Source organism: Sphingopyxis sp. GW821-FHT12C06 (assembly GCF_058807415.1).
This window is the reverse complement of the sequence record NZ_JBXAQR010000006.1, coordinates 67,644-87,285: the sequence shown is the minus strand read 5'-3', so window position 1 is coordinate 87,285 and position 19,642 is coordinate 67,644. Positions and strand designations below refer to the sequence as shown.

Genomic DNA, 19,642 nt, shown 5'->3' with positions numbered 1-19,642 from the left:
GGGGCGAGCATATCTGGTCGCCCCCGCCAAGGCATGGGCGACGGTGGGCTTGAAATCAGCGGCTCTCGGCCTCGCGGCGCGCGGCGATCGTCTCGACGCTGTCCATGATCGCATCCATCGCCTCGCTCGCGGGCGGCGCGTCGGCGCGTTTTCGCGAGAATTGGCCGCTGGTCATAATCTCTTCCAGCGCCGCGCGCGCGCGCGATACGCGGCTTTTCATCGTGCCGAGCGCACAATCGCAGATTTGCGCGGCTTCTTCATAGGACATGCCGCCCGCGCCGACGAGGATCAATGCCTCGCGCTGGTCCTGCGGCAATTCCATCAATCCGCGCTGCAAGTCGGCCATCTCGCCACTGTCTTCCTGGCTGGCGGGAGTCGACAGTGTGCGTTCGACGACGCCCTCGTCATATTCGCCGCGAAACTTGTTACGGCGCATCTGCGACAGGAAGGTGTTGCGCAGGATGACGAAGGTCCATGCCTTGATCGAAGTACCGCGTTCGAAGCGTTCGCGCGAAGCCCATGCCTTGACCATCGTGTCCTGCGTCAGATCATCGGCGAGGTCGGGGCTGCCCGACAGGCTGCGCCCATAAGCGCGCAAATGGGGAATGACGTCGGCGAGCAGCGTCTTGAATTCACTGTCGGTGAGGCTGTCCCCGGCCTCCGGCTGCGCCGCAGCGGTCACGCGGGTCATTACTGTTTTGGGCTTTTCTGGTCGAGCTGGGACAGAAGATCGAGCATGTTGTCGGGCAGTTTTTCGGCAACGATGTTGCCATAGATCATCCGCAGCTTGGCGCTGACCGGTTCGGGCGACTGGCGCCCGGTCAGGGTGCGGTGCCACTGGTCGCCGCCGGTGCCGGGAAAGCTGCCCGGTGCCCGGCGTGGCGTATCGGCGACGCCATGCAGTCCGCCTTTGCCGTTGATCCTGTTGTTGCCGTGGGTTGCCATGTCGAAGCAACGACACAAGAGGTCGCAAGTTCCCGCCGTTCTTTAATTTTGCGATATAGTGTTGCGGGGAGGGCACAGTAGCGGATGCAGGCCGCCATTTGTGCTTAGGCTTTGCATCGGCCGAACGAGGCGCTAAGCCTGTACATCGTCAATGATAGAGCATTTCGCAACAAAGGTCAGTGTATCAGCGATTTAGTACCCCAACCCCTCGATGATGACAGCTTCAAGCGCGAGCTGGCGGCTATGCTGCCGCACTTGCGCGCCTTTGGTCGCAGCCTCTGCGGCAATGCCGATCTTGCCGATGATCTGGTCCAGGAAACGATGCTGAAGGCATGGAAGGCGCGCGCGCAATATGTGCCGGGGCCGTCGAGCATGAAGAGCTGGGCCTTTGTCATCCTGCGCAATTGTTTCCTGTCGCAGATGCGACGCAAGAAATTCACCGCCGAATATGACGAGCAGGCTGCCGAGCGATTGCTCGTCGCCCCCGACGATCAGGGTGACAGCCTGCACCTCGCCGATGTGCAGCGCGCACTGTTGATGCTGCCGGTCGACCAGCGCGAGGCGCTGGTGCTGATCGGCGCCGGCGGGCTGAGTTATGAAGAGGGCGCGGAGATTTGCGGCTGCGCGGTGGGCACGATGAAAAGCCGCGTATCGCGCGGGCGCAGCGCGCTGCAGGCAATATTGGATAGCGGCACGATGCCGCTGCGCAGCGACGATCTGGCCCCGGGAAGCGAGGCTTTTGCCGCGATCATGCACAATGTCGACGAGCTGACCGCGAACGGCCCGAGCGGGGATTAGAAGCCGGTCTCGGCCGAAGCCTTTCCCCTCCCGCAGGCGGGAGGGGAGGAGCTGCTACGCCGCGAGCTGCGGCGTGAAAAGCAGGCTCTGGCTGATCGCCGCGCGCACGGTGTTTTCGCGGAAGGGCTTGGAAATCAGGAAGGTCGGCTCGACCCGGTGGCCGGTGAGAAGCTGTTCGGGAAAGGCAGTGATGAAAATCGCCGGCACCGGGGCCAGCGCCAATATATCCTCCACCGCGTCGATCCCCGAGGATCCGTCGGCGAGCTGAATATCGGCGAGCACGAGGCCCGCGTCGGTCGCCGCGAATGCTGCGACCGCATCCTCATGCGTCGTCGCGATGCCCGCGACCTTGTGGCCGAGCGCGCGGACGATCTGTTCGAGCTCCATCGCGATCAGCGGCTCATCCTCGATGATCAGCACCGAAGTGCGCGATTCGCGATCGAGATCACCGACGGCTTCGGCAAGCAGGCTTTCGACCGTCGCGACGTCGGTGCCGGTGACGATCGCTGCCTCCTCGACCGAAAAGCCTTCGAGTGCGGTCAACAGCAGGATCTGCCGCCCGAGCGGGGTGATGCGGGCGAGGCGGCGGTTGGCAGCGCGGACGAGCGGGTCTTCGCCATCGTCGCTGCCCTCGCCGTCGTCGATAAAGGCGCTTTCCCAGATGCGATGGAAATGACGGTAGAGATCGATCCGCGTTCCGTTGCCGACGTTGAATTCGTCCGGCGCCGCGACGATGACCTCCAGCGTCGTGTGAACGAAATTGTCGCCATGCTGCTGGCTGCCGGTCAGCGCGCGGGCGTAGCGGCGCAGGAAGGGCAGGTGTCCGCGGATTTCTTCACCCAATGGCATTTGGAATCCTCCCGTTGATATTCTGTCATACGCGCCCCGGCGCAATCGGGTTCCGGGCGAAGGGGCAAGGGACGGCCCGAATGACTGCAACTTGTCATGCCATGGTGCGTAGACTCTCACGGGATGCAGCGATGCCGGCGCGCAAGCAATGTGACGAGGATGCTTTTGCAGGAACCATATTCATGGCACAGCGGCCCCGGATGAATGAGGATGCAACCGCATCACAAGCGAGCGAGGGGCGGGACTTGGCGGACGGCGGGGACAGGGGGGCAGCACAGGCCGAACGTCTGCGGCTCGAGACTCTTCGTGAATATCGCATTTTGGATACGGCGCCGGAGCCGGCGTTCGACCGGGTGACCAAGCTGGTTGCCGACCTGTTCGACGCGCCGATCGCGCTCGTGTCGCTGGTCGACGATTGCCGCCAATGGTTCAAGTCGGCGCATGGCCTCGACGTCACCGAAACCCCGCGTGAAATCAGTTTTTGCCAATATGTCCTCGCCGATGGCGAACCGCTGGTCGTTACCGACGTCGTCGGCGATCCGCGCTTTCGGGACAATCCGCTCGTCACCGGCGATCCGGCCATCCGCTTCTATGCCGGGATGCCGCTGCGCGCCTATAATGGCGCGATCCTTGGTACGCTGTGCGTGATCGACCGCAAGGAGCGGCCGGCGCTGACCGGGCATGAACTGGCGCGGCTCGGCGATTTCGCCGCGATCATCATGGCCGAGGCCGATCTGCGCCGGACCGCTGCCGAACGCGATGACGCGCGCCAGATGCTGGAACGCGCGCTCGATTTTTCGGGGGTCGCGACGTGGCAGGTCGATCCCAGGACCGAGGGGCTGACGTGGCGCGGCGCCGTCGCCGACCTGTGGGGCGCCGATTTCGAGACCGCGCTTGCGGACATAGGCGGCTTCCTCGCCCGCGTTCACACCGATGACCGCGATGCGGTGGCGGCGGTGCTGGGCGAATCGATCGCGAACGGCACCCCTTATGCGACCGAATATCGGATCGATCATCCCGAACGCGGGGTGCGCTGGATCGCCGGGCGCGGCGACTGGGATGTCCGGTCGAACGACGCGATGCTGACCGGGATCAACGTCGACATCACCGAACAGAAAAGCCGGCAGGAAAACGCCAATCTGTTGATGCGCGAACTGCACCACCGCATGCGCAACCTGTTCGCGACGGTGAGTGCGATCATCTCGCTCACCCGCCACGCCGCGCGCGATGTCGACGATTATGTCGAGCGGATCAGCAGCCGCCTCGACGCACTCAACCGCGCGCAAAATGTGCTGCTCGGCGCCAATTTCATGACCGGGTCGATGCACGCGCTGATGCGCGAGGTCCAGGCGGCCTTTCCGCGCGTCCGCTGGTCGGGCCCCGACCTGCTGCTTCCCGAAAATGCGCTGGTCGCGATGGCGCTGGTGTTCAACGAACTTGCGACCAATGCGGTCAAGCATGGCGCGCTCGTCAGCGACGAGGGCCGCGTCGAGGTGCACTGGACGCAGGATGCCGATGGTGACGAACCGCGGCTGTTCCGGCTGACCTGGACCGAGAGTGGCGGCAGCGGTCCGATCGGCCCGCCCGAGCGCACCAGCTTTGGTACGCTGCTGATGGAACGCAGCGTGCGCAACAATCTGGGCGGCACGATCGAACGCCATTGGGAACCGACGGGGCTGGTGTGCGAAATCGCACTGCCCGCCAAATGGCGCGAGGCCTGAGGCGTCGGCGATGGGCGCGATATAGCGCGCCGGTGATCGACGAGACGTTTCTTTTGTCTGAAAAATTCCGCGTACCGGGGTTGCAACCGCATGGGGTCGTACCGAGTTAAAGGCCCCGAACCTTCAAAGATAATGATGGAGACTGCCATGACGATCGCTCATCCTCCCCTGCCTTATGCCCAGGACGCGCTGGCGCCGCATATTTTGGCCGACACGCTCGCGACTCACCATGGCAAGCATCACAAGGCCTATGTCGACAAGGTCAACGCCGCGATCGAGGGCACCGAACTCGCCGACAAGTCGCTCGAAGAAATCGTCCACCACGCCGAGGGCGCGGGCAACAAGGGCCTGTTCAACAATGCCGCCCAGTCGTGGAATCACGCTTTTTACTGGGAAAGCCTGTCGCCGACGAAGACCGCGCCCGCAGGCGACCTGCTCGCCGCGATCGAGCGCGATTTCGGTTCGCTCGACGATCTGAAAAAGAAGCTCAAGGAAACCGCGGTCAACCATTTCGCGTCGGGCTGGGCCTGGCTCGTTTCGCGCGACGGCACGCTGTCGGTCACCGACACGCATGACGCGGGCACCGAACTGACCACGGGCATCAAGCCGCTGGTCGTGATCGATGTGTGGGAACATGCCTATTATATCGACCGCAAGAATCTGCGCCCGGCCTATGTCGATGCGGTCGTCGACGAATTGCTGAACTGGGATTTCGCAGCAGCGAATCTGGCAAGCGACACGACCTGGACCTATCCGGCCTGACGACTTGCCTCCTCCCCATCGCTTCGCGATGGGGAGGATATTCTTGTAAGCCGTAACGAAAATTGGCCCAAGCGGGCCTATCCCGATGGCGTGGCTTCTCCTATAGCGCCGCCATGACGATCAGCCTCTTCGAACTCTTCAAAATCGGTGTCGGTCCCTCGAGCTCGCACACCGTCGGCCCCATGGTTGCCGCACGCCGTTTCACCGTCTGGCTCGACGAGCAGCAACTGCTCGATCGCACCGCGCATGTCGAAGCCGATCTCTATGGCTCGCTCGCGCTGACCGGCAAAGGTCATGCCGCCGACACCGCGGTCGTGGCGGGCCTCGCCGGCGAAATTCCCGCATCCACCAGCCTTGTCGCGATCCGCGCGCATTGGGATCGCGCGACCAGCGAAGGCTGTATCTATCTGCTCGGGCGCCAGCGCGTGCGGTTTCAACCGGCGCGCGATCTGCATTTCCAGATGCGCCAGCGCCAGCCCTTTCACAGCAATGCGCTGAGCTTCACCGCGCGCGACGGCGATGGCGAGATTCTCGCCAAGCGCATGTTTTTCTCGATCGGCGGCGGCTTCGTCGTCGACGAGGATGAGGCGGGGCGTAACAGCCGCGGCGGCGAAGATGAAGTCGAACTGCCCTATCCCTTCACCTCGGGCGCCGACCTGATCGCGATGGGCAAGGCGTCGAGCCTCAGCTTTGCCGAAATGATGTTCGCCAACGAAGTGCGGCACCGCCCGCCGCATGAGGTGACGGCGGGCATCGATGCGATCGCCGCTGCGATGGACGCATCGATCGATGCCGGCTGTTCGAGCACCGGCATTTTGCCCGGCGGGCTCAAGGTCAAGCGCCGCGCGCCGCAGATCGCCGACGACATTCGCAATCGTCACGAGCAAAATCTGACCGACCCGCTGGCGATGATGGACTGGATCAACCTGTGGGCGATGGCGGTGAACGAGGAAAATGCCGCGGGGGGCAAGGTCGTGACCGCGCCGACCAACGGCGCGGCGGGGATCATCCCCGCGGTGATCCGTTTCTACCGGCGCGGCTATCGCGGCGATGACGCCGGGGTGCGCACCTTCCTGCTTGCGGCGGGCGCGGTCGGCGCGCTCTACAAGCGCAACGCCAGCATCTCGGGCGCCGAAGTCGGCTGCCAGGGCGAGGTCGGCGTCGCCTGCTCGATGGCGGCGGCGGGACTGACTGCGGCGCTGGGCGGGACCAACGCGCAGGTCGAAAATGCCGCCGAGATCGGCATGGAGCACAATCTTGGCCTGACCTGCGATCCGATCGGCGGGCTGGTCCAGATTCCGTGCATCGAGCGCAACGCGATGGGCGCGATCAAAGCGATCGACGCGAGCCGCATCGCGATGATCGGCGACGGCACCCATGTCGTCAGCCTCGACACCGTCATCGCAACCATGTTGCAGACGGGCCGCGACATGCGCGACAAATATAAGGAAACGTCGAAAGGCGGGCTTGCGGTCAGCGTCGTGGAGTGTTGAGGGGTACCTTTCGCGTCCGTTTACTTGCTGGCAAACCACTCAAATTTGAAAGCGGAATAGTCGCTGGAGGCTAATGTAATTCCGTCTTCGTTAGGAGCGCCATCGAGAAGCTCTTTAGCGCTCTCTCGAAAATCGCCTTCGACCAAGCTGTTCATACCGGCCATTTCATTCTCACGCCCAACAAAGTCAGCTGTTGATATGCGGTCCCTTCGGCCATTCGCAAAAATTTCGATCATGCGCGGGACGTCGCCATCGGCATCCACTTCGTAAAAGATTACAACGGGATCGCTGCTCTCCTGATGGGGCCAATCACAGCGATAGTAAGACCGAGGCATGGAGTCGTTGTACTTAGGCTCTTGAATGACCGCAATTGAGAGAATGTCAGGCGTCTAACAGGTTTCAGATTGTGGGCGCTGAATTTTCGGCTACCAATCCTTTGATGTGGTTCAAAAAGAAACTCCCGGTAACTGCGATGGTCCAACCTGAACCCGGCGAGATTGAGGAAGCAACTCGCCATCCCAGTGGCTGGGTATATCGCATTTCCGGCAATTACGGGCCGGATGATGGAGTCCCTCCGGAAGCGATTGTCGGAGCGTGGAAGGTCGGAGAAGACGGGGTGATTCAAGGCGAATTCACGCCGAATCCAAATTATAATCCGTCGAGCGCTGCAGCAAACAAGCCCTGAAGTCCGGTGATCGAGTTTGACTAACTGATCTCGCTTCGCTGCAACGCCCCCGGCAATTTCTCGCGCAGTTTGTCGATCAGCAATCGCACCTTCGGCAGCAGATGGCCCCGCTGCGGATAGACCGCCCACGTCGGTTCCTCCTGTGGGTGGAGCGGGTCGAGGAGCGAGGCGAGTGCGGCTTTCATTTCATCGTCACCCCGGGCTTGACCCGGGATCCCGCTTTTCACCGTCGCCAGCGGGACCCCGGGTCAAGCCCGGGGTGACGGGTCTGCGAGTTCCGCACGCTCATTTCGGGTGCTCTTCACCGCCGAAGCTTCCTCGCATCTTGCATTGCCGCCGCGTTTGCCTGATGGCGCGCTACGAAGAGGAGACCGCCCATGAAGACCCGCGCCGCCGTTGCGTTCGAAGCGAAGAAGCCGCTGGAGATCGTCGAACTCGACCTCGAAGGCCCGAAGGCGGGCGAGGTGCTGGTCGAGATCATGGCGACGGGCATCTGTCACACCGACGCCTATACGCTCGACGGTTTCGACAGCGAGGGCATCTTCCCGAGCGTGCTGGGACATGAAGGCGCGGGCATCGTGCGCGAAGTTGGCGCAGGCGTGACGAGCGTCGTCCCCGGCGACCATGTCATTCCGCTCTACACCCCCGAATGCCGTCAGTGCAAAAGCTGCCTCAGCGGCAAGACCAACCTGTGCACCGCGATCCGCGCGACGCAGGGCAAGGGGCTGATGCCCGACGGCACGACGCGCTTCAGCTACAAGGGCCAGCCGATCTTCCATTATATGGGCTGCTCGACCTTCTCGAACTTCACCGTGCTGCCCGAGATCGCGGTCGCAAAGATCCGTCAGGACGCGCCGTTCCAGTCGAGCTGCTATATCGGCTGTGGCGTCACCACCGGCGTTGGCGCGGTGATCAACACCGCCAAGGTCCAGGTCGGCGACAATGTCGTCGTCTTCGGTTTGGGCGGCATCGGATTGAACGTGATCCAGGGCGCGCGCCTCGCAGGCGCCGACAAGATCATCGGCGTCGACATCAATCCGGCGCGTGAGGAATGGGGCCGCAAGTTCGGTATGACCCAATTCCTCAATTCGAAGGGCATGAGCCGCGAGGAGGTCGTCGCGGCGATCGTCCAACTGACCGACGGTGGCGCCGATTATACCTTCGACGCCACCGGCAATACCGAGGTGATGCGCACGGCGCTTGAGGCCTGCCACCGCGGCTGGGGCACCTCGATCATCATCGGCGTGGCCGAGGCCGGCAAGGAGATTGCGACGCGTCCGTTCCAGCTCGTCACCGGACGCAACTGGCGCGGCACCGCGTTCGGCGGCGCGAAGGGGCGCACCGATGTGCCGAAGATCGTCGACATGTATATGCAGGGCAAGATCGAGATCGACCCGATGATCACCCACGTCATGGGCCTCGAAGAGATCAACAAGGGCTTCGACCTGATGCACGCGGGCGAGAGCATCCGCTCGGTCGTGGTCTTCTGAGGCCGGCATGTTCAGTCATGTCGCGCTGGGCGCCGACGATATCGAAGCCGCACGCCGTTTCTATGATGCCGCGTTGGGCGCGCTCGGCGTGCCGCCGGGCACCGTCGATGCATGGGGCCGGTTGATTTATTCGCATGCGGGCGGGCGCTTCCTGATCACGAAGCCGCTCAACGGCGAAGCCGCGCATGGCGCCAATGGCGGAACACTCGGCTTCGTGGCCGCGTCGACCGAAGCGGTCGATGCGTGGCATGCCGCGGGTGCGGCGAACGGCGGCGCCATGATCGAAGACCCGCCGGGCATCCGTCAGGTCACAGAGGGGCGGCAGGTCTATCTGGCGTATCTGCGCGATCCCGCGGGCAACAAGCTGTGCGCGACGCACCGGGTCGCCTGATGGAAACGAACAAGCCCGCCTTCGTCCTCACCTTCAGCTGCGTCGATGCGGTCGGCATCGTTGCGGCGGTCACCGGGCTGCTCGCGGAGCGCGACGGCTTCATCCTCGACAGCCAGCAATATGCCGACCTCGATTCGGGACGCTTTTTCATGCGCGTCGCGTTTCGCGGCGCGGGGCCGGCTTTTCCGGATGATCTCGCCGGCATCGAAGCGGCCTTCGCGCCGATCGTCGAACGGTTCCAGATGGAAGCGCGGATCAGCGACAGCGCCGCCAAACCGCGCTTCGTGATTGCCGTGTCGCAGGGGAGCCATTGTCTCAATGACCTTCTTCATCGCTGGTCGACAGGCAATCTGGCGATCGACATCGCGGGGGTGGTGTCGAACCATGAGCATCTGCGGCGGCTGACCGAATGGCACGGCGTGCCCTTTCACCACCTGCCGGTCAGCGATGCGAACCGTGCAAGCCAAGAAGCGGCGATCCTGCAGGTCATGGCCGATGCGGGCGCCGACTATCTGGTGCTCGCGCGCTATATGCAGGTGCTGTCGAGCGAGCTGTCGGCGAAGCTTTCGGGGCGCTGCATCAATATCCACCACAGTTTCCTGCCGGGCTTCAAGGGCGCCAAACCCTATCACCGCGCGCACGAGCGCGGGGTTAAGCTGATCGGTGCGACCGCACATTTCGTCACCGGCGACCTCGACGAAGGGCCGATCATCGAACAGGCGGTCGAGCGTGTCGATCATCGCAACAGCGTTGAGGATCTGATCCGCACCGGCCGCGATATCGAGGCGCAGGTGCTGGCGAAGGCCGTGCGCTGGGTCGCCGAACAGCGGGTGCTGATCGACGGACGAAAGACAGTGGTTTTTCGCTGAGACAGCGCGCACAAGTCCGTAGCGATTCGCAACGAAAAAAGGAGAGAGCGATGTACAGCCACAATATGGTCGGGGCGAACGACCTCGACGCCGCGAAGAAATTTTATGACGCGACCTTCCAGGCGCTTGGCGGCAGGCCGGCGATCCAGGACGACAAGGGCCGCCTCATCTATATGCACAATGGCGGGATTTTCCTCGTCACCGCGCCGATCGACGGCGAGCCCGCGACGGTCGGCAATGGCTGCACCATCGGTTTCGCCGCGAGCGGCCCCGAACAGGCCGACGCGTGGCACGCAGCGGGCCTCGCAGCGGGCGGCAAGGCAATCGAAGACCCGCCGGGCGTGCGCGAAGGCAATGGCATGAAAATGTACCTCGCCTATCTGCGCGACCCGACCGGCAACAAGGTCTGCGTCATGCACCGCATGGTCTGACGCATGATGCGCGGCGAAGCGGGATTGCTGGCGGACCTCGGCAGGCTTGCGGTCCCCTTCGCCGCCCATGAACATCAGGCGGTGTTCACCGTCGCCGAGAGCGACGCCGTGCACGCCGCGATGCCCGGCGCGCATACCAAAAATCTGTTTCTGAGAGACAGCGGCGGGGCGTTTTGGCTGGTGACCGTGCCCGCCGAAGCCCGTGTCGACCTGAAAGCCCTGCCTGCGGCGATCGGCAGCAAGCGCGTCAGTTTCGGCAAGGCCGACGATATGGACCGGTTGCTCGGCATCGCGCCGGGATCGGTGACTCCGCTCGCCGCGATCAATGCCGCAGCCGGAAGCATCACGGTTGTTCTCGACGCCGGTCTGGCGGTGTCCGATCGGGTCAACGTCCATCCGCTGCGCAACACCGCGACGCTCGGACTTTCCGGCACAGCGATACTGGACCTGCTGCGCCATTGGGGGCATCAGCCGATCATCGCGCCCATTCCCGTGCAGGAACCCCAATGACTTTTGAAACCCTCTCCACCAACCGCAGCCATGGCGGGACGCAAGGCGTGTACAAGCACGCCAGCGCGACAACGGGCACCGACATGACATTCGCGGTCTTTGTCCCCGATCATGCGCCGGGCGCGAAGCTGCCCGTGCTCTGGTATTTGTCGGGGCTGACCTGCACCCATGCCAATGTGATGGAGAAGGGCGAATATCGCGCCGCCTGCGCCGAGCAGGGCATCATCCTCATCGCGCCCGATACGTCGCCGCGTGGTGAGGGCGTTCCCGACGATCCCGAGGGCGCGTGGGATTTCGGGCTGGGCGCGGGTTTCTATGTCGATGCGACCGAAGAGCCTTGGGCGGCGAACTATCGTATGCGGTCCTATATCGAGGACGAGTTGCCGTCGCTGATCCTGCGCGAATTTCCTGCCGCCGATATGACGCGGCAGGGGATCAGTGGCCATTCGATGGGCGGGCATGGCGCGCTGACGGTGGCGCTGCGGACGCCCGACCGGTTCCGCTCGGTATCGGCCTTTTCGCCGATCGTCGCGCCGCTGCAATGCGCGTGGGGCGAGAAGGCGCTGGGCAATTATCTGGGCGCGGATCGCGAAGCGTGGAGCATCTATGACGCGTGCGCGCTGATCGCAGGCGGGGCGCGGGTACCCGATCTGCTGGTCGATCAGGGCGAGGCGGACGGTTTTCTGGCCGATCAACTCAAGGCGCATCTGCTGGTCGAGGCGTGCGAACTGGCCGGGCAGAAGGCGGAGATCCGCATGCAGCCGGGTTATGACCATAGCTATTATTTCATCTCGACCTTCATGGCCGAGCATGTTGCGTGGCATGCGGAGCGGCTGAAGGCTTAACTTTCCCCTCCCGCCTGCGGGAGGGGAGGTTCAGGGTATCAACAACGTCGAACCCGTCGTGCGTCCGGCTTCCAGATCGGCGTGCGCTCTTGCTGCATCCTGCAATCCGTAGCGCTGGCCGACGGTGATCCGCACCGCGCCCGAGGCGATCATCTCGAACACCCGCGCGGCCCCCGCGGCACGCTCGCCGGGGTGGAGATAATAGTCGAACAGCGTCGGGCGGGTGACGAATTGCGAGCCATGCTGAGCGAGGATGCCGAGGTTGACCCCGGTCACCGGCCCGCCGGCATTGCCATAGCTGACGATCAGCCCGCGCCGTGCGGTGGCTTTCAGCGAAACATTCCATGTCGCCATGCCGATGCCGTCGAAGGTGACGGGCACGCCCTGGCCGTCGGTGATCTCGCGGACATGCGCGGCGACGTCGTCCTGCTTGTACATGAGCACATGGTCGGCGCCGGCTTCGCGCGCGGCATGCGCCTTGGCGTCGGTGCTGACGGTGCCGATGACGGTCGCGCCGACCGATTTCAGCCACTGGACAAGGATCAGTCCGACCCCGCCCGCGGCGGCGTGGACAAGCACCGGCCAGCCGGCCTCGACCTTGGCGCAGCGTTCGACGAGCATTTCGACGGTGCAGGCCTTGAGCAACGCGGCTGCGGCGGTTTCGTCGTCGATGTTTGCGGGGAGTTTGAACAGCGATGCGGCGTTGAGGATGCGCGCGCTGGCATAGGCGTTGCGTTCGGGACCGAAGGTCGCGGCGCGGTCGCCGGGTTTGAAACCGGTGACGCCTTCGCCGACGGCAATGACTTCGCCCGCCGATTCGACACCGAGTCCGCCGGGCAGCGCGATCGGGTAGGTGCCGTCGCGGTGATAGGTATCGAGATAGTTGAGCCCGACCGCGGTCTGGCGGAGCAGGACTTCACCCGGACCGGGTTTGCCCAATGTGACCGTGCGCCAGTCGATGACCTCGGGTCCGCCCTGGCTTTCGATAAAGGCTTCGATCGCTTGCATGGCCGCTCTCCTGCTGTCCCGCCCATCTGGGGCGGCAGGGGCGGTCGCGCAAGGGGCGTGCGGTCAACCCCCCTCCCGCGAGGGGAGGGGGTGAAGACGCTTAGCGGGTGGGCTTGCGCGGTCCGCCCTTGTTGCCAAAGGGCTTCGCCTTGTACGGCGGCTTACCGCCGGGACCGCGGGGGCCGGAGCGATCGCCAAAGCCGCCGGGGCCGCGCGGGCCCGAGCGATCGCCAAAGCCACGGTCGCCGCCGGGCGCGCGGCCCAGCGTGGCACGCGGAGCGCTGTCGCGCGGGCCTTTATCGCGGCGCGGCGGATAGGTCGGGCCGTCGGGCGCGGGGGTGATCGCAACGCCGCTATCATCCTCGCCATCGGCATTGGCGCTGCGCAGCACCGCTTCGGCAAAGCGATCGGCGATCGCGCGCGGGATGTTGAACATCGTTTCCTTGGGGCCGATGCGGATCGCGCCGATCTCACCCTTGGTCACATGGCCGCGGCGGCAGAGCAGGGGCAGGATCCAGCGCGGATCGGCATTCTGATGACGGCCGATGTTGATCTTGAACCAGACGGCATCCTCGAAGCCTTCGCGTTCGCCGCCGGCGCCACGCTCGGGGCGTTCGAAACGCTCGCCGCGCTCGGGGCGGCCCGCGCTGTCGCGGCCGCGCGGGCTGTTGTCGAGCAGATCCTCGGGCGGCGGCATCAGGGCGCGGTGCGCGCGGACGAGCGATGCCGCGATGTCTTCGGCGCTGCGTTCGGCCATCAGGCGCTGCGCGAGTTCCAGATCCTCGGGCTCATGCTCGACGGGAGCGAGCAATTTCTCGATCAGCCGTTCCTGATCGCGCTTGCGCACATCGGCGGCGGTCGGGGCGTCCATCCATTCGGCCTCGATCCGCGCACCGCGCAGCATGCCGTCGACCCGGCGGCGGCGCGGATAGGGGACGATGATGACCGCAGTGCCCTTTTTGCCCGCGCGGCCGGTACGGCCCGAACGGTGCTGGAGTGCTTCGGCATCGCGGGGGATTTCGACGTGCACGACGAGGCTGAGCGTCGGAAGATCGATGCCGCGTGCGGCGACGTCGGTCGCGACGCAGACGCGGGCGCGGCGATCGCGCAGCGCTTGCAGCGCGTGGTTGCGTTCGTTCTGGCTATGCTCGCCCGACAGGGCGACGGCGGCGAAGCCACGCTCGACGAGGCTGGCGTGCAGGCGGCGGACATTGTCGCGCGTCGCGCAGAACAGCATCGCGGTCTCGGCGTCATGCAGGCGGAGCAGGTTGACGACCGCGCCTTCGATGTCGGCGGGAGCGACGGTCACGGCCTGATAGGCGATGTCGCCATGGCCGCGGTCTTCGCCGACGGTCGAGATGCGCAGCGCATTTTGCTGATAGCGCTTGGCAAGCTGGACGATCGGCTTGGGCATGGTCGCCGAGAAGAGCAGGGTGCGGCGCGTCGCCGGGGTGGCGTCGAGAATTTCCTCGAGATCGTCGCGAAAGCCCATGTCGAGCATTTCATCGGCCTCGTCGAGCACCGCAACGCGCAGTGCCGAGAGGTCGAGTGCGCCGCGTTCGAGGTGATCGCGCAGACGACCCGGGGTGCCGACGACGATCTGTACGCCCTGGCCGAGGGCGCGGCGTTCCTTGCTGGCGTCCATTCCGCCGACGCAGGTGGCGATGCGCGCGCCGGCCTTGGCATAAAGCCAGCTGAGTTCGCGGCTGACCTGAAGTGCGAGTTCGCGGGTCGGGGCGATAATCAATGCGAGGGGCGAGGTCGCGAAGGGCATTTTATCGCCCTCGAGCAGCTGTTCGGCCATTGCGAGGCCAAAGGCGACGGTCTTGCCCGAGCCGGTTTGCGCCGACACGATCAGGTCGCGGCCATGCGCTTCGGATTCGATCACGGCGGACTGGACGGGGGTGAGCGCTTCGTAGCCGCGCGCGCTGAGCGCGTCCGACAGGACGGGGGACATGTTTTCAAAAGACATTATGATCTCAATAGATTGCCGCCACCCAAATGGGTGATGGGTAGGGGGAAAAGGGGCCTAAATGGGTCAAATCGCCTGACCGGCAGCGTTGCCGCTGGCCCAGGCCCATTGAAAGTTATAGCCGCCCAGCCACCCTGTGACATCTACGGCCTCGCCGACCGCATACAGCCCAGGAACGGTTTTGGCCACCATTGATTGCGACGACAGCCCGGCGGTGCTGATTCCGCCTACGGTCACCTCGGCCTTGGCGAAGCCTTCGGTGCCGTTGGGATGGAAGCTCCAGCGCGCGAGCCGCGCCTCGGCATCGGTCAATTTGCGGTCGGTCTGTGCGGCGAGTTCGCCGGGCAAGGCCAGCCGTTCAGCGAGCGTTTCGGCGAGGCGGTCGGGAAGCTGTGCGCCCAGCACCGCGCGGACGGTGGCGCGTGGACGGCTACGCTTGGCGTCTAGCAGCCAGCCCGACGGCATGTCGGGGAGGAAGTCGATCGTCACCGCTTCGCCGTGACGCCAATAGCTGCTGATCTGGAGGATGGCCGGACCCGACAGGCCGCGGTGGGTAAAGAGTGCGGCTTCGCGAAACGCCGCCTTGCCCGCGCGCGCGGCGACCGGCGCGGCGATGCCGGAGAGTTCGCGGAACAGTACATCGTCGCCGCCCAATGTCAGCGGGACGAGTGCGGGGCGCGGCTCGACGACCTTCAATCCGAACTGGCGTGCGAGGTCGTAGGCGAAGCCGGTCGCGCCCATTTTGGGGATCGACGGGCCGCCGGTGGCGATGACGAGGTTGGGGGCGGTAAAATTCTGGTCGCCGAATTGCACACCGAACTTGCCGTCGGCGTGGGTCACTTCGCGCACCGGCTGACCGACGCGGACATCGACCCCGGCCTTTGCCGCTTCGTCGAGCAGCATCGCGACAATCTGTTTCGCCGATCCGTCGCAGAATAACTGCCCCAGCGTCTTTTCATGATGCGCGATGCCATAAGCGTTCACCAGCGCGATGAAATCGGCAGGCGTGTAGCGCGCGAGCGCCGACTTGGCGAAATGCGGGTTCGCCGAGATGAAGCGGTCGGGTGCGGTATGGACGTTGGTGAAGTTGCAGCGGCCACCGCCTGAAATCAGGATCTTCTTGCCGACGGCATCGGCGTGATCGAGCAGCAACACGCGCCGCCCGCGCTGTCCCGCGACCGCGGCGCACATCAGTCCGGCCGCGCCGGCACCCAGCACGATGGCGTCAAATTCATGGGTGGACATAAGGGGCCTAGCGCAGCTTTGCGATCGGGAGGCTGTCGGCCTTGGCGCGGTCTTTCACCGATTCCTCGCTGCGCGTCAGCGCCTTGGCGATGGCTTTCAGCGCCATGCCCTTTTTGGCGAGGGTGTGGAGCTTGTCGATCTCCGCGGCGGTCCACGGCTGACGATGGCGTTCGAACTTGTCTTTCATGCCTGTACCTCCGGGTCGGCGTGGGCGACGAGAATGTCGATCGCATCCTCGCGGTCCTGATAGGCAACGCTTTCGCCGGCCTCGGTACCCATCATCGCGCGGGCGAGCGGGGCCGAAAAGGCGATGTAGCCGCGTGCCGGATCGGCCTCGTCGCCGCCGACGATGGTGATCGTGCGTTCGGCGCCGTTGAAACGATAGGTCACGCGGCTGCCTATGCCGACGCTTCCGTCGGCGGGCGGTGCCTGAATTTCGGCGGTGATATCGCGGGTGGCGAAGTAGCGCAGCTCGCGCTGCAGCTTTTTGCGCGGCTCTTCTTCGGCGGTCCCTGCGATCAGCGCTTTCAACCGCGCGATCTCTTCGCCGAGCAAGCGCTTGCCGCGCGGCGTCACCAGATTCGGGCCGACCGCGATGGGCAGCTCAAACGCCGGTTCCTTATGCTCGTCGTCGCTTTCGCGGCGAAACGCTACGCTCATGGTTCTTCTCGCTGGTAGAGGGGAGGAAGCGCCTTTGCACCGCGAAGGTGGCGACAAGATGGCAGGCCTGCTGGACAGCGTTGGCGATCGTGTGTTATGCGTACAATACACAAAGGAGATTTGCGATGCGGAACTGGATGATGGCGATTTTGCCGCTGGCGCTTGTAACGGGTTGCAACGGCACGGCGCCGGGCGACGGGAAGCAAGGCACGCGGAGCGAAGCAGGGCCGCCGGCCCATGTCGGCCCCATCGTCAGCCAGTCCTATGCGCTGACGGGCTTCACCGGCGTCGAGGTTTCGGGGCCCGACGATGTCACCATTCGTCAGGGCGACGCCTTTTCGATCACCGCGCGCGGCCGCAAGGAGACGCTCGAGCGGCTCGAGATCAAGCTGGACGGGACGCGCCTGACGATCGGGCGCAAGCGCGAAGGTTTCCGGTTCGGCAGCCGCGACGAGGATGATCTGGATATCGCCATCACCATGCCGCGGCTGAACGCGGTGCGGCTGACCGGATCGGGATCGATCGACGCCGACAATGTCGATGGCGATGCGGTCGAGGCGGTGCTGACCGGATCGGGCGACCTGAAGATCGCAAAACTCGGCGGCAAGCGCGCCAAAATCACTCTGTCGGGGGCGGGCGATATCGAAATCGCTGGCGGAACGATCGGATCGGGTGAGGTTAGCATCACCGGCGCGGGCGATGTCGATGCCGACGGCCTTGTTGCTACTACGCTCGACGTTTCGATTGCCGGATCGGGCAATGTCGATGCACAGGCGACGGGCACGGCGAACGTCCGCATCCTGGGATCGGGTGACGCGAAGGTCACGGGCGGCGCGACCTGCACGACCAAGCAGGTGGGATCCGGCACGGCGACCTGCAACTGATGATTTCATGGCGCCGCTGCGGCGAAGCGGCTAGAGCGGCGCCATGACCCATGCCTTGCGATGGGCCGCGATCGCGGCCGCAGCCCTGATCGTTTCCGGCCCCGCGGCGGCGGCGGAAAAGCGCTATGGCCTGACGAGCTTCGAAGCGATCGAAGTATTGGCCGATGTCGCGGTCGAAGTGACAACGCGCGCGCCGGTCAGCGCGGTTGCGTCGGGGCCGCAGGATGGGCTCGACCGGATCAGCATCGAGGCGCGCGATGGAAAACTGGTGATCAGCGAGCGCAAGTTCGCGGGCGATGAGGCCCGGCGGAAGCCGCGCGGGGCGGTGACGATCCGCATCAATGCCACCAATCTGCGGTCGGCGATGCTCGCCGGCGCGGGATCGCTGCAGATCGACCGCTTGAAAGGAACGCGCGTTACGATCGGACTGCGCGGCCCGGGACGGTTGACGGTTGGAGCGGTGAGCAGCGACCGGCTGTCGGTCGCGATGGTCGGCAATGGCGCGATGACGCTGGGTGGCCAGGTCAAGCAGGCCCAGATGAGCCTGTCGGGTGCGGGCCGGGTCGACGCCGGCGCCCTGGTGGTCGATGCGCTGACCAGCGACAGCGAGGGCGCGGGCGAGCATATGCTGCGCGCGGTCAAGAGTGCCTCGGTCACGGCGCGCGGGGTCGGGAAAACGGTCGTGCTGGGCAAGCCGGTGTGCACGGTTCGCAATATTGGCAGCGGCACGGTGACGTGCGGGGCGGGGAAGTGACCCGTTCCCCTCCCGCGTGCGGGAGGGGGGAGCTGGCTAGTGCCCCGACGCCATCCCCAGCCGGTCGATCTTTTTCGACTGGCGGATGATCAGTCCCGGGAACCAGCGCGCGAGCAGCGACAGACGCTTTGCCATCTTCCCTACCGGCGTGTGGACCTTGTCGCCATGCACGGCTTGCCACGCGGCCTCGGCGACGCGCTCGACGGGTGCGATTTCGAAACCGCCTTCTGACAGGCGGTTGCGCGCGGGTTCGTTGCTGTCGGCGCTGACCTGATCGAGCAGCGGGGTGTCGATGAAGCCGGGCATAAGCGAACGGACCTTGATGCCCTCTTTCGCAAATTCGATCTCCAGCGCCTCGGTCAGTCCGCGCACCGCGAATTTGGTCGCCGAATAGACGGCAAGGCCGGCGACGCCATAAAAGCCCGATGCTGATCCGGTGTTGAGGATCGTCGCCCCCGGGGTGGCGCGCAGCAGCGGCATCGCGCAATAGATGCCGTTGACGACGCCGCCGAAGTTGATCGCGATCAGCCGGTCGGCCTCGGCGGGATCCATGTCCAGATACTGGCCGCCCGACCCGATGCCGGCATTGTTGAACAGGACGTCGAGCCGCCCGCCGCTGGCCGAGGCAAAGGCGTCGAGCGCGGCCTTCCACTGGTCGCGGTCGCGCACGTCCATGACATGGCGCGACGACGCGCCGTCGGGCAGCAGTGCTGCGGTTTCGTCGATTCCCTGCACATTGACGTCGGCGATGCCGACGAACCAGCCCTGGCCCGCAAAGTGGCGCGCGACCGCGCGGCCGATGCCCGAACCGCCGCCCGTGATAAAAATCGCCTTCCGTGCCACCCTGACTCTCCTTACATGATTGTCAATTAGATGATGCAAAGCCGAGGGGAAGGTCAAGGTGCAAATGCACGGGTTTCGGAAGGCGGCGGCGTTTCAATGGCGGCCGGGCGCCTATCCTCTGGACGAAATGGCGCTTTCACCCTATGTTCAGCGTCGGGCGCGCTATAACTGGTGCGTTCAACGTAATGAGGGGCTTTTCTTGCGGTTGTTGCTGACCCTTTTGGCATTGCTGACCGGCCTGGCGACCGCCGACCGGGCTGTTGCCGCGCCTGCCGTTCCGGCGGCGATGGGGGCGCTCGTCCTGCTTGCCGAGACGGGCGCGCAGGCGGAGATTGGCGACAGCGAACGCCGCCCGACCGCGACAACCCCGACGCGGCGCACGTCCAGCGGCTCCGGCCGCAAGACGCGCAAAGCCGCCGCACCGCATCTTCCCGGATTTCTCACCGGCAGCGACCGCGCGCTCGAATAGCCGCGCCGTCCCGCGTCC

At 64.9% G+C, this 19,642-nt stretch carries 25 protein-coding genes; 14 read left to right on the top strand and 11 right to left on the bottom strand.

Translation table 11 applies throughout. From position 1 onward, the window contains the following. Nucleotides 1–55: 55 nt before the first annotated feature. Together AC1RRJ_RS17895 and AC1RRJ_RS17890 are read right to left on the bottom strand one after the other, a co-directional pair. Nucleotides 56–691, bottom strand: a complete 636-nt coding sequence (locus AC1RRJ_RS17895) for a sigma-70 family RNA polymerase sigma factor (RefSeq protein ID WP_493125162.1) — start codon at nt 689–691, stop codon at nt 56–58. Further along, nucleotides 691–945, bottom strand: a complete 255-nt coding sequence (locus AC1RRJ_RS17890) for a NepR family anti-sigma factor (RefSeq protein WP_493125160.1) — start codon at nt 943–945, stop codon at nt 691–693. The genes AC1RRJ_RS17895 and AC1RRJ_RS17890 overlap by 1 nt, the downstream gene beginning before the upstream one ends. Nucleotides 946–1,188: 243 nt before the next feature. Here AC1RRJ_RS17890 and AC1RRJ_RS17885 point away from each other — a divergent pair, with 243 nt between their 5' ends. Then, nucleotides 1,189–1,743, top strand: a complete 555-nt coding sequence (locus tag AC1RRJ_RS17885; protein ID WP_493125158.1) for a sigma-70 family RNA polymerase sigma factor — start codon at nt 1,189–1,191, stop codon at nt 1,741–1,743. 54 nt (nt 1,744–1,797) lie between these two features. On the opposite strand, the gene AC1RRJ_RS17880 is transcribed toward AC1RRJ_RS17885, so the two are convergent. Then, complete coding sequence (locus AC1RRJ_RS17880) at nt 1,798–2,592, bottom strand: response regulator (protein ID WP_493125156.1); 795 nt, start codon at nt 2,590–2,592, stop codon at nt 1,798–1,800. A 182-nt stretch (nt 2,593–2,774) separates the two neighbouring features. Between AC1RRJ_RS17880 and AC1RRJ_RS17875 the strand changes: the two genes are divergently transcribed. The 3 genes from AC1RRJ_RS17875 (at nt 2,775) to AC1RRJ_RS17865 (ending at nt 6,568) form a co-directional block, all read left to right on the top strand. Beyond that, nucleotides 2,775–4,313, top strand: coding sequence for a sensor histidine kinase (locus AC1RRJ_RS17875; protein ID WP_493125154.1), 1,539 nt, complete (start codon nt 2,775–2,777; stop codon nt 4,311–4,313). Between the two features lie 147 nt (nt 4,314–4,460). Beyond that, nucleotides 4,461–5,075 carry a superoxide dismutase gene (locus tag AC1RRJ_RS17870; protein ID WP_493125152.1) on the top strand — a complete coding sequence of 205 codons (615 nt, stop codon included), beginning with the start codon at nt 4,461–4,463 and terminating at the stop codon, nt 5,073–5,075. A 113-nt stretch (nt 5,076–5,188) separates the two neighbouring features. Then, nucleotides 5,189–6,568 (top strand): L-serine ammonia-lyase, encoded by a 1,380-nt coding sequence (locus tag AC1RRJ_RS17865; protein WP_493125150.1) that lies wholly within the window; start codon nt 5,189–5,191, stop codon nt 6,566–6,568. Nucleotides 6,569–6,588: 20 nt separating this feature from the next. Here AC1RRJ_RS17865 and AC1RRJ_RS17860 read toward each other — a convergent pair whose 3' ends face one another. After that, nucleotides 6,589–6,903 (bottom strand): DUF6881 domain-containing protein, encoded by a 315-nt coding sequence (locus AC1RRJ_RS17860; protein WP_493125148.1) that lies wholly within the window; start codon nt 6,901–6,903, stop codon nt 6,589–6,591. 71 nt (nt 6,904–6,974) lie between these two features. On the opposite strand from AC1RRJ_RS17860, the gene AC1RRJ_RS17855 reads away from it, so the two are divergent. Then, nucleotides 6,975–7,253: a hypothetical protein gene (locus AC1RRJ_RS17855; protein WP_493125146.1), complete on the top strand. Its 279-nt coding sequence runs from the start codon at nt 6,975–6,977 to the stop codon at nt 7,251–7,253. Between the two features lie 20 nt (nt 7,254–7,273). On the opposite strand, the gene AC1RRJ_RS17850 is transcribed toward AC1RRJ_RS17855, so the two are convergent. Beyond that, the gene (locus AC1RRJ_RS17850) at nt 7,274–7,438 is read right to left on the bottom strand and encodes a hypothetical protein (protein ID WP_493125144.1); all 165 of its coding nucleotides are present in this window, start codon (nt 7,436–7,438) and stop codon (nt 7,274–7,276) included. Between the two features lie 192 nt (nt 7,439–7,630). Here AC1RRJ_RS17850 and AC1RRJ_RS17845 point away from each other — a divergent pair, with 192 nt between their 5' ends. From AC1RRJ_RS17845 to fghA, 6 genes are read left to right on the top strand one after another with little or no spacing between them, the layout of a single operon-like run. Then, nucleotides 7,631–8,743 carry an S-(hydroxymethyl)glutathione dehydrogenase/class III alcohol dehydrogenase gene (locus AC1RRJ_RS17845; RefSeq protein WP_493125142.1) on the top strand — a complete coding sequence of 371 codons (1,113 nt, stop codon included), beginning with the start codon at nt 7,631–7,633 and terminating at the stop codon, nt 8,741–8,743. Nucleotides 8,744–8,750: 7 nt separating this feature from the next. After that, on the top strand, nt 8,751–9,134 hold the full coding sequence (locus AC1RRJ_RS17840; RefSeq protein ID WP_493125140.1) for a VOC family protein: 384 nt from the start codon (nt 8,751–8,753) through the stop codon (nt 9,132–9,134). Further along, entirely contained in the window at nt 9,134–10,003 is an 870-nt protein-coding gene (purU, locus tag AC1RRJ_RS17835) for a formyltetrahydrofolate deformylase (protein ID WP_493125728.1), read from the top strand. Before AC1RRJ_RS17840 ends, purU begins: the two co-directional genes overlap by 1 nt. 50 nt (nt 10,004–10,053) lie before the next feature. After that, nucleotides 10,054–10,434, top strand: a complete 381-nt coding sequence (locus AC1RRJ_RS17830) for a VOC family protein (protein WP_493125138.1) — start codon at nt 10,054–10,056, stop codon at nt 10,432–10,434. 3 nt (nt 10,435–10,437) lie between these two features. Continuing rightward, nucleotides 10,438–10,944 carry a prolyl-tRNA synthetase associated domain-containing protein gene (locus AC1RRJ_RS17825; protein WP_493125136.1) on the top strand — a complete coding sequence of 169 codons (507 nt, stop codon included), beginning with the start codon at nt 10,438–10,440 and terminating at the stop codon, nt 10,942–10,944. Next, the gene (gene fghA, locus AC1RRJ_RS17820; RefSeq protein ID WP_493125134.1) at nt 10,941–11,789 is read left to right on the top strand and encodes an S-formylglutathione hydrolase; all 849 of its coding nucleotides are present in this window, start codon (nt 10,941–10,943) and stop codon (nt 11,787–11,789) included. Before AC1RRJ_RS17825 ends, fghA begins: the two co-directional genes overlap by 4 nt. A 30-nt stretch (nt 11,790–11,819) precedes the next feature. Here fghA and AC1RRJ_RS17815 read toward each other — a convergent pair whose 3' ends face one another. From AC1RRJ_RS17815 to AC1RRJ_RS17795, 5 genes are all read right to left on the bottom strand, one after another. Next, complete coding sequence (locus AC1RRJ_RS17815; RefSeq protein ID WP_493125132.1) at nt 11,820–12,797, bottom strand: quinone oxidoreductase family protein; 978 nt, start codon at nt 12,795–12,797, stop codon at nt 11,820–11,822. Nucleotides 12,798–12,897: 100 nt separating this feature from the next. Further along, nucleotides 12,898–14,769, bottom strand: coding sequence for a DEAD/DEAH box helicase (locus tag AC1RRJ_RS17810; RefSeq protein WP_493125130.1), 1,872 nt, complete (start codon nt 14,767–14,769; stop codon nt 12,898–12,900). Between the two features lie 66 nt (nt 14,770–14,835). Beyond that, the gene (locus AC1RRJ_RS17805; protein ID WP_493125128.1) at nt 14,836–16,014 is read right to left on the bottom strand and encodes a BaiN/RdsA family NAD(P)/FAD-dependent oxidoreductase; all 1,179 of its coding nucleotides are present in this window, start codon (nt 16,012–16,014) and stop codon (nt 14,836–14,838) included. Nucleotides 16,015–16,021: 7 nt separating this feature from the next. Beyond that, nucleotides 16,022–16,201, bottom strand: a complete 180-nt coding sequence (locus tag AC1RRJ_RS17800; protein ID WP_088473484.1) for a hypothetical protein — start codon at nt 16,199–16,201, stop codon at nt 16,022–16,024. After that, complete coding sequence (locus AC1RRJ_RS17795) at nt 16,198–16,674, bottom strand: GreA/GreB family elongation factor (RefSeq protein WP_493125125.1); 477 nt, start codon at nt 16,672–16,674, stop codon at nt 16,198–16,200. Before AC1RRJ_RS17795 ends, AC1RRJ_RS17800 begins: the two co-directional genes overlap by 4 nt. 125 nt (nt 16,675–16,799) lie before the next feature. Between AC1RRJ_RS17795 and AC1RRJ_RS17790 the strand changes: the two genes are divergently transcribed. Continuing rightward, nucleotides 16,800–17,558, top strand: coding sequence for a head GIN domain-containing protein (locus tag AC1RRJ_RS17790; protein ID WP_493125123.1), 759 nt, complete (start codon nt 16,800–16,802; stop codon nt 17,556–17,558). A 43-nt stretch (nt 17,559–17,601) separates the two neighbouring features. After that, complete coding sequence (locus AC1RRJ_RS17785) at nt 17,602–18,312, top strand: head GIN domain-containing protein (protein ID WP_493125121.1); 711 nt, start codon at nt 17,602–17,604, stop codon at nt 18,310–18,312. Nucleotides 18,313–18,348: 36 nt separating this feature from the next. Here the strand turns inward: AC1RRJ_RS17785 and AC1RRJ_RS17780 are convergent, their stop codons facing one another. Beyond that, nucleotides 18,349–19,155 carry an SDR family oxidoreductase gene (locus tag AC1RRJ_RS17780; RefSeq protein ID WP_493125119.1) on the bottom strand — a complete coding sequence of 269 codons (807 nt, stop codon included), beginning with the start codon at nt 19,153–19,155 and terminating at the stop codon, nt 18,349–18,351. 64 nt (nt 19,156–19,219) lie between these two features. On the opposite strand from AC1RRJ_RS17780, the gene AC1RRJ_RS17775 reads away from it, so the two are divergent. Beyond that, nucleotides 19,220–19,624 carry a hypothetical protein gene (locus AC1RRJ_RS17775; protein ID WP_493125117.1) on the top strand — a complete coding sequence of 135 codons (405 nt, stop codon included), beginning with the start codon at nt 19,220–19,222 and terminating at the stop codon, nt 19,622–19,624. The last annotated feature ends 18 nt before the right edge of the window (nt 19,625–19,642 follow it).

Bases quoted from the DNA above. Each gene is read 5' to 3' on its own strand.
- AC1RRJ_RS17895 (WP_493125162.1), bottom strand. From the start codon at position 691: ATGACCCGCGTGACCGCTGCGGCGCAGCCGGAGGCCGGGGACAGCCTC.
- AC1RRJ_RS17890 (WP_493125160.1), bottom strand. From the start codon at position 945: ATGGCAACCCACGGCAACAACAGGATCAACGGCAAAGGCGGACTGCAT.
- AC1RRJ_RS17885 (WP_493125158.1), top strand. From the start codon at position 1,189: ATGCTGCCGCACTTGCGCGCCTTTGGTCGCAGCCTCTGCGGCAATGCC.
- AC1RRJ_RS17880 (WP_493125156.1), bottom strand. From the start codon at position 2,592: ATGCCATTGGGTGAAGAAATCCGCGGACACCTGCCCTTCCTGCGCCGC.
- AC1RRJ_RS17875 (WP_493125154.1), top strand. From the start codon at position 2,775: ATGGCACAGCGGCCCCGGATGAATGAGGATGCAACCGCATCACAAGCG.
- AC1RRJ_RS17870 (WP_493125152.1), top strand. From the start codon at position 4,461: ATGACGATCGCTCATCCTCCCCTGCCTTATGCCCAGGACGCGCTGGCG.
- AC1RRJ_RS17865 (WP_493125150.1), top strand. From the start codon at position 5,189: ATGACGATCAGCCTCTTCGAACTCTTCAAAATCGGTGTCGGTCCCTCG.
- AC1RRJ_RS17860 (WP_493125148.1), bottom strand. From the start codon at position 6,903: ATGCCTCGGTCTTACTATCGCTGTGATTGGCCCCATCAGGAGAGCAGC.
- AC1RRJ_RS17850 (WP_493125144.1), bottom strand. From the start codon at position 7,438: ATGAAAGCCGCACTCGCCTCGCTCCTCGACCCGCTCCACCCACAGGAG.
- AC1RRJ_RS17845 (WP_493125142.1), top strand. From the start codon at position 7,631: ATGAAGACCCGCGCCGCCGTTGCGTTCGAAGCGAAGAAGCCGCTGGAG.
- AC1RRJ_RS17840 (WP_493125140.1), top strand. From the start codon at position 8,751: ATGTTCAGTCATGTCGCGCTGGGCGCCGACGATATCGAAGCCGCACGC.
- purU (WP_493125728.1), top strand. From the start codon at position 9,134: ATGGAAACGAACAAGCCCGCCTTCGTCCTCACCTTCAGCTGCGTCGAT.
- AC1RRJ_RS17830 (WP_493125138.1), top strand. From the start codon at position 10,054: ATGTACAGCCACAATATGGTCGGGGCGAACGACCTCGACGCCGCGAAG.
- AC1RRJ_RS17825 (WP_493125136.1), top strand. From the start codon at position 10,438: ATGATGCGCGGCGAAGCGGGATTGCTGGCGGACCTCGGCAGGCTTGCG.
- fghA (WP_493125134.1), top strand. From the start codon at position 10,941: ATGACTTTTGAAACCCTCTCCACCAACCGCAGCCATGGCGGGACGCAA.
- AC1RRJ_RS17815 (WP_493125132.1), bottom strand. From the start codon at position 12,797: ATGCAAGCGATCGAAGCCTTTATCGAAAGCCAGGGCGGACCCGAGGTC.
- AC1RRJ_RS17810 (WP_493125130.1), bottom strand. From the start codon at position 14,769: ATGTCTTTTGAAAACATGTCCCCCGTCCTGTCGGACGCGCTCAGCGCG.
- AC1RRJ_RS17805 (WP_493125128.1), bottom strand. From the start codon at position 16,014: ATGTCCACCCATGAATTTGACGCCATCGTGCTGGGTGCCGGCGCGGCC.
- AC1RRJ_RS17800 (WP_088473484.1), bottom strand. From the start codon at position 16,201: ATGAAAGACAAGTTCGAACGCCATCGTCAGCCGTGGACCGCCGCGGAG.
- AC1RRJ_RS17795 (WP_493125125.1), bottom strand. From the start codon at position 16,674: ATGAGCGTAGCGTTTCGCCGCGAAAGCGACGACGAGCATAAGGAACCG.
- AC1RRJ_RS17790 (WP_493125123.1), top strand. From the start codon at position 16,800: ATGCGGAACTGGATGATGGCGATTTTGCCGCTGGCGCTTGTAACGGGT.
- AC1RRJ_RS17785 (WP_493125121.1), top strand. From the start codon at position 17,602: ATGACCCATGCCTTGCGATGGGCCGCGATCGCGGCCGCAGCCCTGATC.
- AC1RRJ_RS17775 (WP_493125117.1), top strand. From the start codon at position 19,220: ATGCACGGGTTTCGGAAGGCGGCGGCGTTTCAATGGCGGCCGGGCGCC.